15 protein-coding genes are annotated in these 15,257 nt (G+C 56.0%); 7 read left to right on the top strand and 8 right to left on the bottom strand.

Features of this window, described 5'->3' with window-relative positions; translation table 11 throughout:
• Together P1U71_RS06635 and P1U71_RS06630 are read right to left on the bottom strand one after the other, a co-directional pair.
• Positions 1-462, bottom strand: a 462-nt coding sequence (locus P1U71_RS06635) for a hypothetical protein (RefSeq protein ID WP_301104780.1), incomplete at its 3' end; no start/stop codon positions are given.
• A 4-nt stretch (positions 463-466) separates the two neighbouring features.
• Complete coding sequence (locus P1U71_RS06630; protein ID WP_301104779.1) at positions 467-1,174, bottom strand: hypothetical protein; 708 nt, start codon at positions 1,172-1,174, stop codon at positions 467-469.
• A gap of 144 nt (positions 1,175-1,318) precedes the next feature.
• On the opposite strand from P1U71_RS06630, the gene P1U71_RS06625 reads away from it, so the two are divergent.
• Positions 1,319-2,590 (top strand): FAD-binding oxidoreductase, encoded by a 1,272-nt coding sequence (locus P1U71_RS06625; protein WP_301104778.1) that lies wholly within the window; start codon positions 1,319-1,321, stop codon positions 2,588-2,590.
• On the top strand, positions 2,590-3,918 hold the full coding sequence (locus P1U71_RS06620; RefSeq protein ID WP_301104777.1) for an MATE family efflux transporter: 1,329 nt from the start codon (positions 2,590-2,592) through the stop codon (positions 3,916-3,918). Before P1U71_RS06625 ends, P1U71_RS06620 begins: the two co-directional genes overlap by 1 nt.
• A gap of 6 nt (positions 3,919-3,924) precedes the next feature.
• On the opposite strand, the gene P1U71_RS06615 is transcribed toward P1U71_RS06620, so the two are convergent.
• The 4 genes from P1U71_RS06615 to P1U71_RS06600 form a co-directional block, all read right to left on the bottom strand.
• Positions 3,925-4,974, bottom strand: coding sequence for an AbrB family transcriptional regulator (locus P1U71_RS06615; protein ID WP_301104776.1), 1,050 nt, complete (start codon positions 4,972-4,974; stop codon positions 3,925-3,927).
• Positions 4,975-5,703 (bottom strand): hypothetical protein, encoded by a 729-nt coding sequence (locus tag P1U71_RS06610; protein ID WP_301104775.1) that lies wholly within the window; start codon positions 5,701-5,703, stop codon positions 4,975-4,977.
• Between the two features lie 12 nt (positions 5,704-5,715).
• On the bottom strand, positions 5,716-6,483 hold the full coding sequence (locus P1U71_RS06605; protein WP_301104774.1) for an SDR family NAD(P)-dependent oxidoreductase: 768 nt from the start codon (positions 6,481-6,483) through the stop codon (positions 5,716-5,718).
• Between the two features lie 143 nt (positions 6,484-6,626).
• Positions 6,627-6,926: a helix-turn-helix transcriptional regulator gene (locus P1U71_RS06600; protein WP_301104773.1), complete on the bottom strand. Its 300-nt coding sequence runs from the start codon at positions 6,924-6,926 to the stop codon at positions 6,627-6,629.
• 91 nt (positions 6,927-7,017) lie between these two features.
• On the opposite strand from P1U71_RS06600, the gene P1U71_RS06595 reads away from it, so the two are divergent.
• On the top strand, positions 7,018-7,878 hold the full coding sequence (locus P1U71_RS06595) for an MBL fold metallo-hydrolase (protein ID WP_301104772.1): 861 nt from the start codon (positions 7,018-7,020) through the stop codon (positions 7,876-7,878).
• A 4-nt stretch (positions 7,879-7,882) separates the two neighbouring features.
• Here P1U71_RS06595 and P1U71_RS06590 read toward each other — a convergent pair whose 3' ends face one another.
• Positions 7,883-9,274, bottom strand: a complete 1,392-nt coding sequence (locus tag P1U71_RS06590) for a D-alanyl-D-alanine carboxypeptidase (protein WP_301104771.1) — start codon at positions 9,272-9,274, stop codon at positions 7,883-7,885.
• Between the two features lie 251 nt (positions 9,275-9,525).
• Here P1U71_RS06590 and P1U71_RS06585 point away from each other — a divergent pair, with 251 nt between their 5' ends.
• The 4 genes from P1U71_RS06585 (at position 9,526) to clpA (ending at position 13,944) form a co-directional block, all read left to right on the top strand.
• Complete coding sequence (locus tag P1U71_RS06585; RefSeq protein WP_301104770.1) at positions 9,526-10,212, top strand: hypothetical protein; 687 nt, start codon at positions 9,526-9,528, stop codon at positions 10,210-10,212.
• Positions 10,213-10,452: 240 nt separating this feature from the next.
• Positions 10,453-11,013, top strand: a complete 561-nt coding sequence (locus tag P1U71_RS06580; RefSeq protein WP_301104769.1) for a phasin family protein — start codon at positions 10,453-10,455, stop codon at positions 11,011-11,013.
• A gap of 235 nt (positions 11,014-11,248) precedes the next feature.
• Positions 11,249-11,581: an ATP-dependent Clp protease adapter ClpS gene (clpS, locus tag P1U71_RS06575; protein ID WP_301104768.1), complete on the top strand. Its 333-nt coding sequence runs from the start codon at positions 11,249-11,251 to the stop codon at positions 11,579-11,581.
• On the top strand, positions 11,581-13,944 hold the full coding sequence (clpA, locus tag P1U71_RS06570) for an ATP-dependent Clp protease ATP-binding subunit ClpA (protein WP_301104767.1): 2,364 nt from the start codon (positions 11,581-11,583) through the stop codon (positions 13,942-13,944). Before clpS ends, clpA begins: the two co-directional genes overlap by 1 nt.
• Positions 13,945-14,016: 72 nt before the next feature.
• Here clpA and P1U71_RS06565 read toward each other — a convergent pair whose 3' ends face one another.
• Positions 14,017-15,120, bottom strand: coding sequence for a ferritin-like domain-containing protein (locus P1U71_RS06565; RefSeq protein WP_301104766.1), 1,104 nt, complete (start codon positions 15,118-15,120; stop codon positions 14,017-14,019).
• Positions 15,121-15,257: the final 137 nt, after the last annotated feature.

The following is a 15,257-nucleotide window of genomic DNA, read 5'->3' as shown; positions in this document are numbered from 1 at the left end:
GCGCAGCGCCGGAAACCGGGTCTTCAACCCCTCCAGAATGGCCAGGGTCTGCTCATCACCGGCACATTCCTGATGAAATTCACCAAGTTCTGCACGGCTGAGGGAGGAGAGTTTCCGCCCTTCGAATCGTCCCTGCAAGATCATCGCATCCATCTCGCCGGTATCATGATTGAGCGAGGCCTGCAGCCAGTCTGTCTCCACATCCGACTGCTGCCCGGAGGAGGGGTTTCGCGCACTGAACAGCGGTTTGCTGCGAAGGAAAAAAAGCCCAGCGGCAACAAATGGAGCGGCATAGGGAAAGCGTCCTGTCAGGGCGAAAAAACCGGCGACGACGGCGCAGATGATAACCGCGGAAATCCGGAGGGCCTTGATAAGTTTTTTTGGGTCCGCCGTTGCAATGGCCTGACTGCCGACCATCAGGGCCAGCAGAAGGGAAACGCCGATGATGAAATAGGCGAGCATGGCGCTATTTTATCTGCTGGAGAAGCAGCTTCGCCTCGCCGCCGGATTTCTTGCTGAAATCACTGAGGGCCTTGCGCCCCCCGGCGGCATAGGCGGCAACTGCCCTGAGCAGGTTGCGGAGTGTCGCTGCGCTGGCCCCGTCGAAACTGCAATAGGCTCCGCCGGAGAGGCGGCTCATTTGTCGGAAGCAGTTTTCCGCAATCGGGTCATATCCTTCCTGAAAGAGGAATATCGGCACCTTCAGCATCCCGAGCTGCCCGGCGAGATGGCAGAGCTGATCCGCGTCTTCCTCCATGCAGTCGCCAACATAGACAAGCGCATTGACCCGATCCTTCTTCGTCTGGCGGAGGGTGTGCTTCAGGACTTTCTCGATCTGGGTATGGCCACCAAGGCAAAAGACGCGCGACATCGGACGGATCAGCGCCTTGCTGTCGGACGTCCATTTCGTCGCCTTGAATTCGCCAAAGCCCCGGAAAAAAGCGATCTGCAGTTCAAGCCCGCCAATCGATCCCGCCTCTTCAAACATTTCATGTTGCAGATGGGACGCCCTGTCCCAAGTCGGCTGTCGGCTTGCTGTGGCATCGATCGCGAAGATCAATCGCCCATTCTTGCCTGTGGGCGCGCGCACCGGGGCGGCCGCGACTTTCCTTAAAAACTCGGCAACGTCATCCTTGCCGGATTTTTTATCAGATTTCTCGATATTTTTGGCCAAGTCGAGCTTTTCCCCATTTGCCAGTCCTTACCCCTTAGATAGGTGTTTTTACAGAAAAATTCAATTCAAAGGCAATTAGGCTTGCTCTTCGACGGGCTGCGGGACAAGAATGGCAAAAAAAGCGAATTGATACGGAGCCAGCCGATGAAAACCGAACCTTTCTGGTGGGAGGCCGCAAAGCCGTCACCCACCGGCGTGGCGCTGCCGGACAGTGTCAGTGATGTGCTGATTATCGGCGGTGGCTATACCGGGCTGTCCGCGGCGCTCACCCTCGCGAAAAAAGGGCAAGCGGTCACGGTTCTCGACGCGGAGATGCCGGGCTTCGGGGCGAGCGGGCGCAACGGCGGCATGATTGGCAATCTCCTGAAGCCCGGGCTTTCCGGCTTGATCGAGAGTTATGGGACGGATCGGGGCTGCGCCATTTACAAGGAGGCGTTGGCGTCGGTCGATTTTATCAAATCCCGCATCGCGGAAGAGGGGATCGATTGCGATCTTTCGCTCACCGGTCGTTTTTACCCCGCAGTGCTGGAGAAGCATTATCGCGCCATGAACAATGACTTTGAAGTGCGGCAGAAATATCTCGATATCCCGGAGGAGATGGTCGGTCCCGGCGACTATGCGGAGGATGTGGATAGCCCCGGCTACAAGGGCGGGCTGCGTCAGCACCATACAGGCGGGCTGCATCCGGCGAAATATGTAACGGGCCTGACCAAGGCCGCGATACGCGCTGGCGCGCGGATTATCGCGCCGCTCCGGGCGGAGGAAATTATCAGGAAGCCCGCCGGCTTTGCCGTTCGTACTGCGCAGGGTGAATTGACGGCCCGCGCGCTTCTTATCGCCACGAATGGTTATGGCGGCGGGTTTTTTCCCTTTTTGCAAAAGCGCGTCTTCCCGGTCGGCAGCACGATGATCGCGACGGAGGAACTCTCCGAAAATCTGGTGGCGAGCCTGTTTCCGACAAAGCGGATGATCACCGATACGCGCAAGATGCTGAGCTATTACCGTCCGTCTCCGGATGGGCGACGGGTCTTGCTTGGGGCGCGTCCCAACGTTTTCCCCGCCCCACCCGAGGTTCAGGCGCGTTCCCTCAAGAAAACGCTGGATTCAATCTTTCCTGCCCTCCGGCAAGCGTCGGTCAGCCATGTCTGGTCCGGGAATGTCGCCTATGACTTTGCCGCGATGCCGACCATCGGGAAGCATGATGGAATTTTCTACGCCATGGGCTATTGCGGCTCGGGTGTGGCGATGTCCGGTTACTTCGGCCATAAGGCGGCGCTTAAAATATTGGGCGATCCGGACGGGGAGACGGCCTTTGATGATTTGCCGCTGGAGGACCGCTTCTATTATAACGGCAGGCCCTGGTTCCTGCCTGTCGCGATGATCGGCTACCGCGTCCGCGATTATTTTGGTTTCTGATGACAGTATCCGCCTTTTTCTCCCTGCCGAGCCACCGTGAGACATGGCGTCTGGTCTGGCCGATTATTCTCTCCAACTCCTCCGTGCCGCTGCTTGGGGCGGTGGATACGGCTGTTGTCGGGCATCTGCCTGAGGCGCATTATATCGGGTCGGTCGCCATCGGCGCGCTGATATTCAGTTTTCTTTACTGGGGTTTCGGCTTCCTTCGCATGGGAACGACGGGCTTTATTGCCTTGGCCTCGGGAGAGGGAGATGCGACGGAGGTCCGCTCGGTCCTCGCGCGCGCCCTTATTCTCTCCGGCATCATCGCGCTCGTTGCCCTGATCCTGCAGCCGCTTGTTCTCCGGCTGGCGCTTATGCTGATTGACGGCTCGGCGCAGGTTGAGGGCGGCGCGGCGGATTATTTCTATGTGCGTATCTGGGGCGCCCCGGCGGTTCTCGCCAATTATGCGCTGATGGGCTTCTTTATCGGGATCCGGAATACCAAGGCCGCCCTCATCGTGCAGATATTCATGAACAGTCTGAATATCATCCTCGATCTGCTCTTTGTCATCGGCTTTGGCTGGAACGTTATTGGCGTGGCGGCGGCAACGGCGATTTCCGAGTCCTTGGCGCTTCTTCTGGGGCTCTATATTGTCCGCCGGGAACTTCTGCATATTGGCGGCGTGTGGAAACGCTCGGCGATTTTCTCCCTTGCCCGGATGACGCGCCTTCTCGCGGTTAATTTCGATATTTTCATCCGCACGATCCTGTTGATTTTCGCCTTTGCCTATTTCACCGCGCAGGCCGCGAAGGGCGGGGATGTCACCCTTGCGGCGGTGGCCGTTCTGATGAACTTCATCCAGTTTATGGCGCATGGTCTGGATGGCTTCGCCTTCGCGGCGGAGGGGATGGTCGGGACGGCAATCGGCGCGAAACGGGCGGACAAGCTGAGAGAGATTGTCTATGTCACCGGCTTCTGGGCGCTGGTCGTTGCCTGTCTCTATGCGTTTGCTTATTTTATCTTTGGATCGGCGATCATCAATCTTCTGACCGGTATCGAAGAGGTTCGCCTGCGCGCGAATGAGTTTCTTCCCTGGCTGATACTTATGCCGCTTGTCGCCATCTGGTCCTATCAGATCGATGGCATCTTTATCGGGGCCGTGCAATCGAAGGAGATGCGGAACGGCATGATTATCTCCTTCATCGCCTATATGGCGGCAATGCATATATTGGGAGGACTTTGGGGAACCCATGGGCTCTGGGCGGCGCTGGTTGTGTTTTTCGTGATGCGGGCCCTGACCTTGGCCGCGGTCTATCCAAGGGTTGAAGGACGGGCGAGGGCTTAAGCGCTGCTATTTCGGCTGTTTGGTCAGCATGCGCTCAATCGCGGAGAACGCCATGGGTACCAGCGCGATAATCAGGCTGATGCGGATCACATGCATGGTGGAGACGAACGCCACATCGATCCCGAGCGCGAGCGCGACCAGCGACATTTCAGCGAGCCCGCCGGGGCTGAGAGCCAAAATGATCCCGGCAACGCTGACACCGATTGTCTCGGCAAAGAAAAAGGCGAAGATGGCTGCGATCAGCACCATCAGGGTGGTGGAGGCGAAGCTGAGCCCGATCAGATGGCGGATATCGCGAAAGCGGGTGCCGAGAAAGCGCGCACCGATTGCCGTGCCGATGACCAGCTGCGCCGCATAGACCAATATCATCGGCGGGGAGACATCGGTGATTCCGGCCATCTGAAAGGCGGCGGTCGCCAGCAGCGGACCCATTAAATGATAGGCGGGCAGGCGGCAGAAATATCCGCCGACATAGCCGATCAGGGCGGCCAGCAGGAGCCAGCCATCGCCAACCAGATCCTGAACCGAGCCGAAGACGGAAACGGTCTGTGCCGCCATGTCAAAGCCGACGCCATAGCGGAAGATCATCGGGACTGACATCACCAGAATAAGGATGCGCGACGCGTGGATCAGGGCGATTGTCGGGCCATGACCGCCCTTGGCCTCTCCCACCTCATACATGACATTGAGGCCGCCCGGCGCGGCCGAGAAATAGGCGGTGACCGGATCGAATTTGCCTATCTTGCGGTAAAACAGATAGACGAGCCACATGGAAAGCGCGACGCTGATGAACAGGAGCAGCAGCCCGCCGCTCCACCGGCTTATGGCACTCCAGGTATCGGTCGAGAAGCCGCAGCCCAGCATGACGCCAAGGATGGCGGTCATGATCTTGCGCAAGGTGCCGTTGACGGCGAGATTAACGCCCCGAAGCGCCGCGACCGTGGAAAAGCACATGGACCCCAGCATCCAGGCAAGCGGGAGGTCGGCGATAAAGAAGAGAGCGCCGCCGATCCCGCCGACGAGGAGCGCTAGACTGGTCCGTTTCAAATCTTGCATTTAGCTTGCCTGATCGAGCAATGTTGTGATGCCGGGGTGGTCAAAAACTTGCGCCTGGCGGGCAAGGCGGGCGGTTCTTTCCGTCCTTATTTTTGCATCCGTTATATTCTGCCGGATAAAATCATGCAGGTCCATCCCGGGCGCGAAAGAATCGCGCAGGCGGGACTGAACCGCGAGTTGGTCCATCACCGGGAAGCAGGCGTTCCGGCAGTTAATCCCGCCGAGGGTGACCGGCGCTCCGTCCAGCAGGAGGCTCCCGCGCAGGCTGACATAGGCATGGATGGTCTCGATTGCGCCATGCGCTGCGCAGGTGAGATCGATCCCGTCTATCTTTACATAGCGGTAGTTCATCCCGATGGCCTCGGTCTCATGCATGCGCCTGAGTTCCCTCTCGTTCAGCCAGGTGATATGGACATTCGTGATCGCGCCGGGCGCCACATGCAGGGCGGCGGCCACCGATCCATAGCTGGAGAAATGCGCCGAATAGCTGCAGCAGATATCCTGCAGCTTCGCGGCTGTGACCGGAATAGAGTAGTTCGAAAACTTTTCATATTTCCGGGCTAGCTGCGATGGTGCGCCGTTGGAACCGCAGGCGAGCACCGGCGTCCTGCCGCTAAAGTCGGTATCCGGCGGCAACTCATGTGTCGCACCGCCGGATAAAAGAAACGAATCCGCGGGCCGGGGATAGGGATAGCCCAGCGCGCGGGCGATATCGTCGGGAAGCGTCATCAATACGCAGCCTCAGCTGCCGAGATGCATTCCGCCGTCAACAATCATGATCTCGCCGGTAATCATGCTCGTCCCCTCGATAAAGCAGAGAACGGCGTCGGCCACGTCCTCGGGTTGGCAGACGGCTTTCAGCGGAACGTCACGGATCAGCTTTTGTTTATAGGCGTCATATTTATCCTCGCCATAGCCTTGCAGGAGCCAGCGGGTCTCGATAAAGCCCGGGCAGACGGAATTGACGCGAATCTCCGGCCCCATGGATCGGGCCAGGGATTTGGTCATCGAGTTAAGCGCGCCCTTGGAAGCGACATAGGCTATGGAAGAGCCATGGCCGTGGGTTCCGGCGACGGAGGAGATCATGACGATGGAGCCCTTGCCGGTTTCCTTCATATAGGGTGCGACGGCGCGGGACATCTGGTACGGGCCGATGGTATTGACGGCATATATGTCGTGGAAATCCTGCGCGCTAAGGCCGTCGAGGTCGCTATGGGCAACGAACTTGGTGCGTCCGGCGTTATTCACGAGCGCATCGAGACGACCCCATTTGTCGTTCGCGGCCTTGGCCATGGCGCGGCAATCCTCATCCTTTGAAACATCGCCCTGAAAGAGGAGTGTCTCGACACCCTTGGCGGCGCAGGCGGCTTCGGTTTCCTCCGCTTCCTTCAGGCTTTTGGTGTAGTTGATAACGACGTTGTAGCCCTTGTCCGCGAGCGCGAGCGCAATGGCGGCGCCGGCGCCTGTGGCGGATCCGGTAACGATGGCGACTTTATTGGATGATGGCATGGTATTTCCCGTTTGTTTTTATTTATGTTCCAGACAACAGAGTAACCAAGATTGCCTTGAACATAAATCAGAAAATACCTGCCGGTAGTCAGGCCGCTTCTTGAAAGCTTTGTTGCGAGCGTACTGATGAAGACGCTCCCAACCTAACTTTCCTGGCAGTATAATCCGTAGAGAACGGAAATGACCTGTTTCGCCTCGTCTCCGTCAAGGGAGTAAAAAATCGTCTGCCCGTCGCGCCGGGTTTTGACCAGCCCGTCCTTGCGGAGCAGGGCAAGCTGCTGTGACACGGAGGAGGAACGCATGTCGAGCATCTCCGCCAGTTCACTGACAGAAACCTCCCCTTCGCTCATCCGGCAAAGCAGCAACAGCCGGGTTTCATTCGACAAGGCTTTCATCAAGGTGCTGGCCCGGGCAGCGGAATTTTTAATATCTTCAATATACATACTTGTATATCTACATATATATGAATATATTGTCAAGCATGATGGACTCTAGCAAAATAATAACCACCACTTCATGCGGGAGGCGCAAAAAATGAATCCGGACGTAAAAGCATTTTTCCACAAACCGACCTTTACGGTCAGCTATGTCGTCTCGGATCCTTCGAGCCGGAAAGCTGTCATCATCGACAGCGCGCTGGATTATGATAACGCCTCCGGGCGCACGGCGACGACGGCGGCCGATGAACTCATTGATTACGTCAAGGCGCAAAATCTGGACGTGGAATGGATTCTGGAAACCCATGTTCATGCCGATCATCTGACGGCGGCGCCCTATTTGCAGGAAAAGCTCGGCGGGATCATCGGGATCGGCGGCGTTGTCAAGGAGGTCCAGTCTACTTTCAAAAAAGTCTTCAATTGCGGTGACGATGTGGCTGAGGATGGGTCGCAGTTCCAGCATCTGTTCAGGGATGGCGAGACCGTCGAGATTGGCGGCATGACCCTCGAAGTGCTGGCAACCCCTGGCCATACGCCGGCCTGTATCACTTATAAAATCGGCGATGCCGTGTTTGTCGGGGATACACTGTTCATGCCCGATTTCGGGACGGCCCGCTGTGACTTTCCGGGTGGGGATGCGCGGACGCTTTATCGTTCCATTCGCCGGATTTTATCTTTTCCGCCGGAAACGCGCTTGTTTATGTGCCATGACTATGGACCGAACGGCCGGGATTTCGCGTGGGAAACAACCGTCGCAGAGCAGCGCGCGGACAACATCCATATCCATGACGGGATCAGTGAAGAGGCATTTGTCAAAATGCGGACAGAACGGGATGCGACGCTCTCCATGCCGGTGCTGATCCTGCCCTCCATTCAGGTTAATATGCGCGCCGGGCATTTCCCGAAGGCGGAGAGTAACGGCGTTTCCTATCTGAAGGTCCCGCTCAACGCCCTCTAACGGATCAGGAGTTGCTGTTCTGGGCGATATAGTTCGGCAGCCTTAAGTCCGGCGCCACGACGAAACAGGAGAAGCGCCGCTCGGCGAGGTTGCTGCAGGCTTTGCGGGCTTCCGCCTCCTCGAACCCGGTCAGCTGCGCCCGGTAGAAGGGCTTGCCGTCCGAAATGGCTTTTTCAATGTTGACACGCCGTCCGTCCAGAATGCCACCGGCCTGGGCGGCGGCCTTATAGACTTGGTCGCGGGCTGTGGTCGGCAGGCTATAGGCGCCGATCTGGATGGCCCAGTTGGTTTTCTCCAAGGGTTGTGCTTGGAAGGCGGAAGGTTTTGTGCTGGTGCTGTCGACGGCTTCAACGGCGCGAATATGCGCATAGCTCGCTGCGGCTTTTTTCACGACGGGCAGGGGAGTGGTCGCCGCGGAGGCAACCTTGATTTCCTCGGGTTCGCTATGAGATGTGCCAAGGGCAATTTGCAACGGTTTGCCAATCGGTAGCGGAACGACGGTCGGGTGTAACTGCTCGATCTGACCAAACCCCTTATCGAGGAGTGCCGCCATATGGATATCGCGGCTTTTCGCGGTACGTCCACCAAAGACAACGCCGACCAGCCGGTTGGAGCCGCGCTTGGCGGAGGCAACAAGGTTAAATCCGGACGCCCGGATATAGCCGGTTTTGATGCCGTCCGCGCCCTCGTATTTCTTCAGGAGGTTGTTGTGGTTCTTGAAGGCCTTGCCCTTGTAGTCAAATTTCTCCAGCGACATGAAGTGATAATATTGCGGAAAATCATGGATCAGCGCCGCGCCCAGAATGGCCATGTCGCGGGCCGTGCTTTTCTGTCGCCGGTTGGGAAGGCCGCTGGCGTTGCGAAAGCTTGTCCGACTCATGCCGAGCCTTTTTGCCTTTTCCGTCATGTCGCGGGCAAAGGCGGCTTCGCTCGAAGCCATGCTCTCGGCGAGAACCGTTGCGGCGTCATTCGCGGATTTCGTGATCAGGCCGAACATTGCATCCCGCACCTTGATCCGGTCCCCTTTCTTGAGCCCCAGCTTCGTCGGTGCCTGTCCGGCCGCCCGCGCAGAGACGGGAAGCTTTTGGTCCAGCCGGAGCTTGCCGCGCTGAAGCGCATCGAAGGTCATGTAAAGGGTCATGATTTTTGTCAGGGACGCGGGGTATAGCCGGTCATCCGCGTTGCGTGCATAGAGCACTTCGCCGGTGCGGCTGTCCATGACAACGGCCGCGTATCGGGCCGCCGCGGTATCCGGCATCGTCACGATCACTGTCAGGAGAAGCAAGAGGCCGCCAACAAGGTGAGACATCATCCGTCCCGTCGGCATGGCAAGCAACCTCACCCGGAATTTTTCCGGTCCGGTACTTAACGTTGCTCTTGTTGAACTCTGTACCAACGGCTTACCTATAATACTATTACTATGAATACGATTACGCGCGGAATTCCCCGCTCCTGGAGGAGTGTAAAAAATTCGGCGAATCATGTCCATCAAAAACCCGATATTTTTTTTATCTCCACATCTCAACAAAGTAACTTATCCTCTTGATGTCTGTATATTATCGCATTTTCGTGATTTATCCTTTTATCTTACAGGCGGATGGTTAATATCTGGTAAGCATTGTAAATTTAATTGAACGGAGAGGGGCGATGAACGTCATATCCTCAAGTCTGCGGATCATGTGCCTATCCATTCTGCTCGCCGCCTGTACGGCGGATGGCGGAACGAATAACCCGGTCTTCCGGCCCTTCCAGTGGTTTTCCTATGCCAACGGGGATGATATCCGCGCCAATTGCGAACCCGGACGCAATGCCCGTTACCGGATGATCTATAACGCCATTTATGACGAGCAGGTGCGGACCTACGATATCCTGCAGATCGCGACATCCGATAAGGCAACCCAAACGACACGCGTGTTCCGGGGCGGTATCAGCGTGGACTGGTTGCTGGGGGCGGGCGGTTCCGGTCCGGCTGCCACCCGTGACAGCAAGGAGGAGATCAGCCTTAAGGACCTGATTGCCATAGAGCAGGCATTGATTAAATCCGGCTTCGAGCAGCCAGCGATCAAGGAGCAGATCCTCCATTCGGACGAGTTCTACTGGATTGCCATGGTATGCCGCGAGGGGAACTTTAAATATTATGCTTGGACCGATGAAAATGCCGATGTTGCCAAGCTGCCCTTCCGCGAGGTTCTCTCGAAAGGGGATAAAACTGGCGTTCCATTTCTGGAACCTTATGTCCCCGTCGTCTTCGGCCGGTCGTCGCGATATTACAACGGCGGGCGGGACAGTACATACTTCACGATGCAGATTGGCGAGAACGGCCTGGACCTCTGAACAGGCCCGTTTTGGCGTGATTTTGTTGTGAAATTTTTATTGCATTCGCGATTTTTTGCGAGGATCGATTGCGTGTGCGGTAAAATAATCAAACAAAATCAATATTTTATGATATTTACCATTTTTTGCTGCACTGCACAAAAAAATCATTGACATTTATCAGCACCCTATTATATACAAGGGACATTGTTGCAGTGCAGCAAATGAAATTTAGAGACGCTAATCGGAAAGGTTAAGTCAATGACAAAGAAAGCAACGACAAACGCAACCGTTGACCCGGCTGTCGTTACGAAGGAAATTGAAGATATGGTCGCAACTGGCCGTAAATCACTTCAGGACGCCTTTATCAATGGGACAGAGGCTGCAGAAAAAGCATTCAAGTCCAACACAGAAACATTCAAGACCAATTACGAAAAGGCTGTTGCCGAAGGTAAGACCGGTTTTGAAAAAGCGATCAAGACTTTCGAAGGCTCCCAGTTCTATGACAAGAACAGCGCTGACGCTTTCGTAAAGGCAAGCAACGCAGCTGTTGAGAAAAGCGAAAAAATTGGTGCCGAGCTAATCGATTTTGGAACTGGTCAGCTGCAGGAAGTTTTCAATATAACGAAAACAATTGCCGAGACGGATGATGTAACCAAGGCTGTCGAAATCCAGACTGAATTCGCTCGCACGTCCATGCAGAGCTACATGTCTGAAATTGGCAAGCTGAACTCTCTTGTCGCGGATGCTGCGAAATCAGTTGTTGAGCCGTTTGGCGCACAGTATGCCGCCAGCCTCGATATGTTTTCGAAGCCGGCTTAACGCCAGCAGACATTTCAAGCGTCTTGAAAAGGCCCGGATTTTTCCGGGCCTTTTTTCGTGCCCGACCGAAAGTTGATCACTTTTTTGTAAATTTTTGTCTTCGGTAATAATATTTTTTGAATTTCCTGTTAAGATATATACTTAAATAAGTGGGCGCGGAGCTATACTTAGGCCAGACTGGCGTAGCAAGATGGAGTGACAGAATATTATAAAATCTGGTTGGGCAAAAATGAAGATGAGCGGCGACGATAAAAAAGACAATGATGATCGGGGAACGGGGACGGGCCTTGTAACCAAGACAAAGCCCAAAACCAAGAAACCGTCTCTGTGGCGTGTGCTGTTGTTGAATGATGACTACACACCGATGGAGTTCGTTGTCTATGTGCTCCAGAAGTTCTTCAATATGGATGAGCAAACCGCCGTTCAGGTAATGTTGCATGTTCATCAGAAGGGTGTCGGCAATTGCGGGGTGTTCCCGTATGAGATTGCCGAGACCAAGGTTGCGCAGGTCATTGATTATGCGCGCGAAAATCAACACCCCTTACAATGTACGATGGAGAAAGAATAGTGCCCGGATTTTCCAACTCACTTGAAGAAACTCTACATCGTGCAATGGCATTGGCGACCTCACGCCGACATGAATTCGCGATGCTGGAGCATTTGCTGTTTTCCCTGACCGAGGATCAGGACGCCGCCGCCGTGATGCGCGCCTGCAATGTCGATGTTGATCTGCTGCGCCGGGATCTTGAAACATTCATCACCGATGAACTGGATGACCTGGTTATGGATGGCTTTGTCGAGGCCCGCCCGACGTTGAGTTTTCAGCGGGTGGTGCAGCGCGCTCTGATCAATGTGGAAAGCTCCGGCCGGGAGGAAGTGACGGGCGCCAATGTGCTGGTCGCGATCTTCTCCGAGCGGGAAAGCCATGCCGCCTATTTTCTGCAGAAGCAGGAGATGACCCGTCTCGATGCCATCAGCTATATCAGCCATGGCGTTGCCAAGTCGTTGGGTAAGGAGGCCGCCCGCGCTATTCGCGGGGTGGACGGGGAATATAAGGCCGAGAAGGAAAATACGCCGCCGCCCGAGGAAAAGGCTGAAAATCTGGAAGCGCTGGACGCTTACTGCGTCAATCTGAACGAGAAGGCCGCGGCGGGCAAGATTGATCCGCTGATCGGCCGCGCCGACGAAGTGGAACGGACAATTCAGGTTCTCTGCCGCCGGTCCAAGAACAACCCGCTTTATGTGGGTGATCCCGGGGTTGGCAAGACGGCCATCGCCGAAGGGCTCGCCCGCCGGATAGTCCATGGCGATGTGCCGAGCGTGCTTCTGCCCGCCGTTATCTATTCCCTCGATATGGGATCGCTGCTGGCCGGGACCCGGTATCGCGGTGATTTCGAGGAACGGCTGAAAGCGGTGATTTCCGAATTGCAGGGGCTGGATAATGCCATCCTGTTTATCGATGAAATTCACACCATCGTTGGGGCCGGGGCAACCAGCGGCGGCGCGATGGATGCCTCCAACCTCCTGAAGCCGGCGCTGGCAAGCGGGGAGATCCGCTGCATCGGCTCGACGACCTATAAGGAATTCCGTAGCCACTTCGAGAAGGATCGCGCGCTGCTGCGCCGGTTCCAGAAGATCGACGTACGCGAACCGACAGTCGAGGACAGCATCAAGATCCTGAAGGGGCTGAAACCCTATTTCGAGGAGTATCACAAAATCCGCTATACGGCGGAGGCGATCCGCTCGGCCGTGGAACTCTCCGCGCGCTATATCAATGACCGCAAGCTGCCGGACAAGGCGATCGATGTGATCGACGAGGTGGGCGCGGCACAGATGCTGAAAGCGGAAAGCAAGCGCAAGAAAACCATCGGCGTGAAAGATGTCGAGGCTGTGGTCGCCAAGATCGCGCGGATACCCCCCAAATCCGTCTCCAAGGAAGACACCGTCAACCTGCGCAAGCTTGATGTTGACTTGCAGCGTGTCGTCTTTGGCCAGGATGAGGCGATTGACGCGCTGGCAAGTTCCATCAAGCTCGCGCGGGCGGGTTTGCGCGAACCTGAAAAGCCTATCGGTTCTTATCTCTTCTCCGGTCCGACCGGCGTCGGCAAGACAGAGGTTGCGCGGCAGCTTGCGTCCATCATGGGGCTCAACCTGGTCCGTTTCGATATGTCTGAATATATGGAGCGGCATACGGTCAGCCGCCTGATCGGCGCGCCTCCGGGCTATGTCGGCTTTGATCAGGGCGGGCTGCTGACCGACGCGATCGATCAGCAGCCGCACTCAGTGCTGCTGCTTGATGAGATCGAGAAGGCGCATCCGGATCTGTTCAATATCCTTCTGCAGGTCATGGATCATGGCAAGTTGACGGATAATAATGGCAAGCAGGTGGATTTCCGCAATGTGGTCCTGATCATGACGACCAATGCGGGCGCCCATGAAATGACCAAGCAGGCCATCGGCTTTGGCAATGACGTGCGCGAGGGCGAGGATGAGGAGGCGATCAAGCGTCTCTTCACCCCGGAATTCCGCAACCGTCTGGATGCGACCATTCCGTTCGCACCGCTGCCGCCGGAAGTCGTCTCCCGCGTTGTCGAGAAATTCGTGCTGCAGCTTGAAACACAGCTGCAGGACCGGAATGTCACGATTTCGCTTTCCGACACCGCCGCGACATGGCTCGCCAAGAAGGGCTATGACGTCAACTACGGCGCCCGTCCGCTGGCCCGCGTCATTCAGGAGAGCATCAAGAAGCCGCTCTCCGAAGAATTGCTCTTTGGCAAGCTGGCGAAGGGGGGGCATGTCTCCGTCGGCGTGAAGGCAGGGGAGCTCACCTTCCGGGTCGAGAGTGCCGCCGAGATGAGCCGCAAGGAAGAGGCGGACAAAAAGATGGCGAAGAAGGGTTCCAAAAAGGATACGGAGCTGGCGGAAAAATAGGCTGGCTCTTGAAGACACAAAAAAGGCGGGAAATTCTCCCGCCTTTTTTTAATGCTTAATGCTTAGGGTCGATTATTTCTGGCCGATGACCTTGCGGCCCCGGTTCAGGCCCTTGAGAAGTTCAATCCCCTCGTCGGCGATGGCGTAGCCGATCATATCTTCATTCTCGCCGGCCATTTCCTCCATATCCACCCAGTGTGAATAGATCGGGCGGGTGCGGTCGGTGATAATGCCCGCCTTGAACAGGGTTTTGACCAGAACGCGGAAGATATTAGTCGATTCCTTCAGCGTATTGCGGCGATCCTGATCGGTGAATACCTCCCGGCAGGCATCGCGCACCCATTCCCAGTCAAGACCGAACTGTTCATAAATGACCCGCTTCTGGCGGATGTTGATAAGGTTAAAGAGGACGGTTTCGAAACATTGGGCGGCCCAATCCTCGACCCGGTCCTGTTCTTCCTTCGACAGTTTCGGGATTGTCTTGTCGGCCCAGATCTTGCCGAACTTATGGTGGAAGGCCTCGTCCGTCATCACCAGCTGCGTCAGTCGCTTCAGGAGCGGATCGTTCGTTTTCGCATGGATATTCGCAAACGCGCCCATGGCGAGCCCTTCGACCAGCATCTGCATGCCGACCAGCTTCTTGTAGACCTCCTCGGCGCCGACAAGCTCTTGCAATAATTCACCAAAGGCTTCGCCGACTTGATAGGGGCGGCCCCAGCGGGCGTTGATATAGCGGCTGAAGGCGGTGACATGCCGGGCCTCTTCGCGGGTCTGGTTGGAGGCATATTCCTGTGCCCCCGGATCGACCATGATATGACAGAGGCTGGCACTTAAGGACAGCGCGCCCTGTTCGCCATGCAGGATGGCCGAGAGGCTCCAGCGGGTACTTTCATTGGCAAGCTTGATCTTCTGCCCTTCATCCAGCTTGTCGGCTACCGCGCTTTGCAGCTCCGGAATGGTTTCCGGCGGCATGATATATTCTTTGGTGATATCAAACGGACTTGAAAAATCGAGATAGGCGGCATCCATCGGATCCCAGAAATGATCATGGGTTGCCGAGATAATTCCGTCGAATGCGTCCGTGCGCGTTCCATAACGGTCCACTTCCAGCATTGCCGGAAAGTCGTCGCGGTTCACGGTATCGTAAATTGGGTCGTGCGTAATATGGTCGGTCATGATCATCCCTTATTATCTTTATGGCCGGTAACCTTGTTTGCTGGCTACGCTTTACCTTTACGTAAACGTCAATATGATATACATCAAATTTAGGGATTATTCAATAATAGATTTGATGTGCTGGCGGGTATGGCGGG

The organism is Sneathiella sp. (assembly GCF_029233945.1).
Classification (GTDB): domain Bacteria; phylum Pseudomonadota; class Alphaproteobacteria; order Sneathiellales; family Sneathiellaceae; genus Sneathiella.
This window is presented reverse-complemented; position numbering and strand designations above follow the sequence as displayed.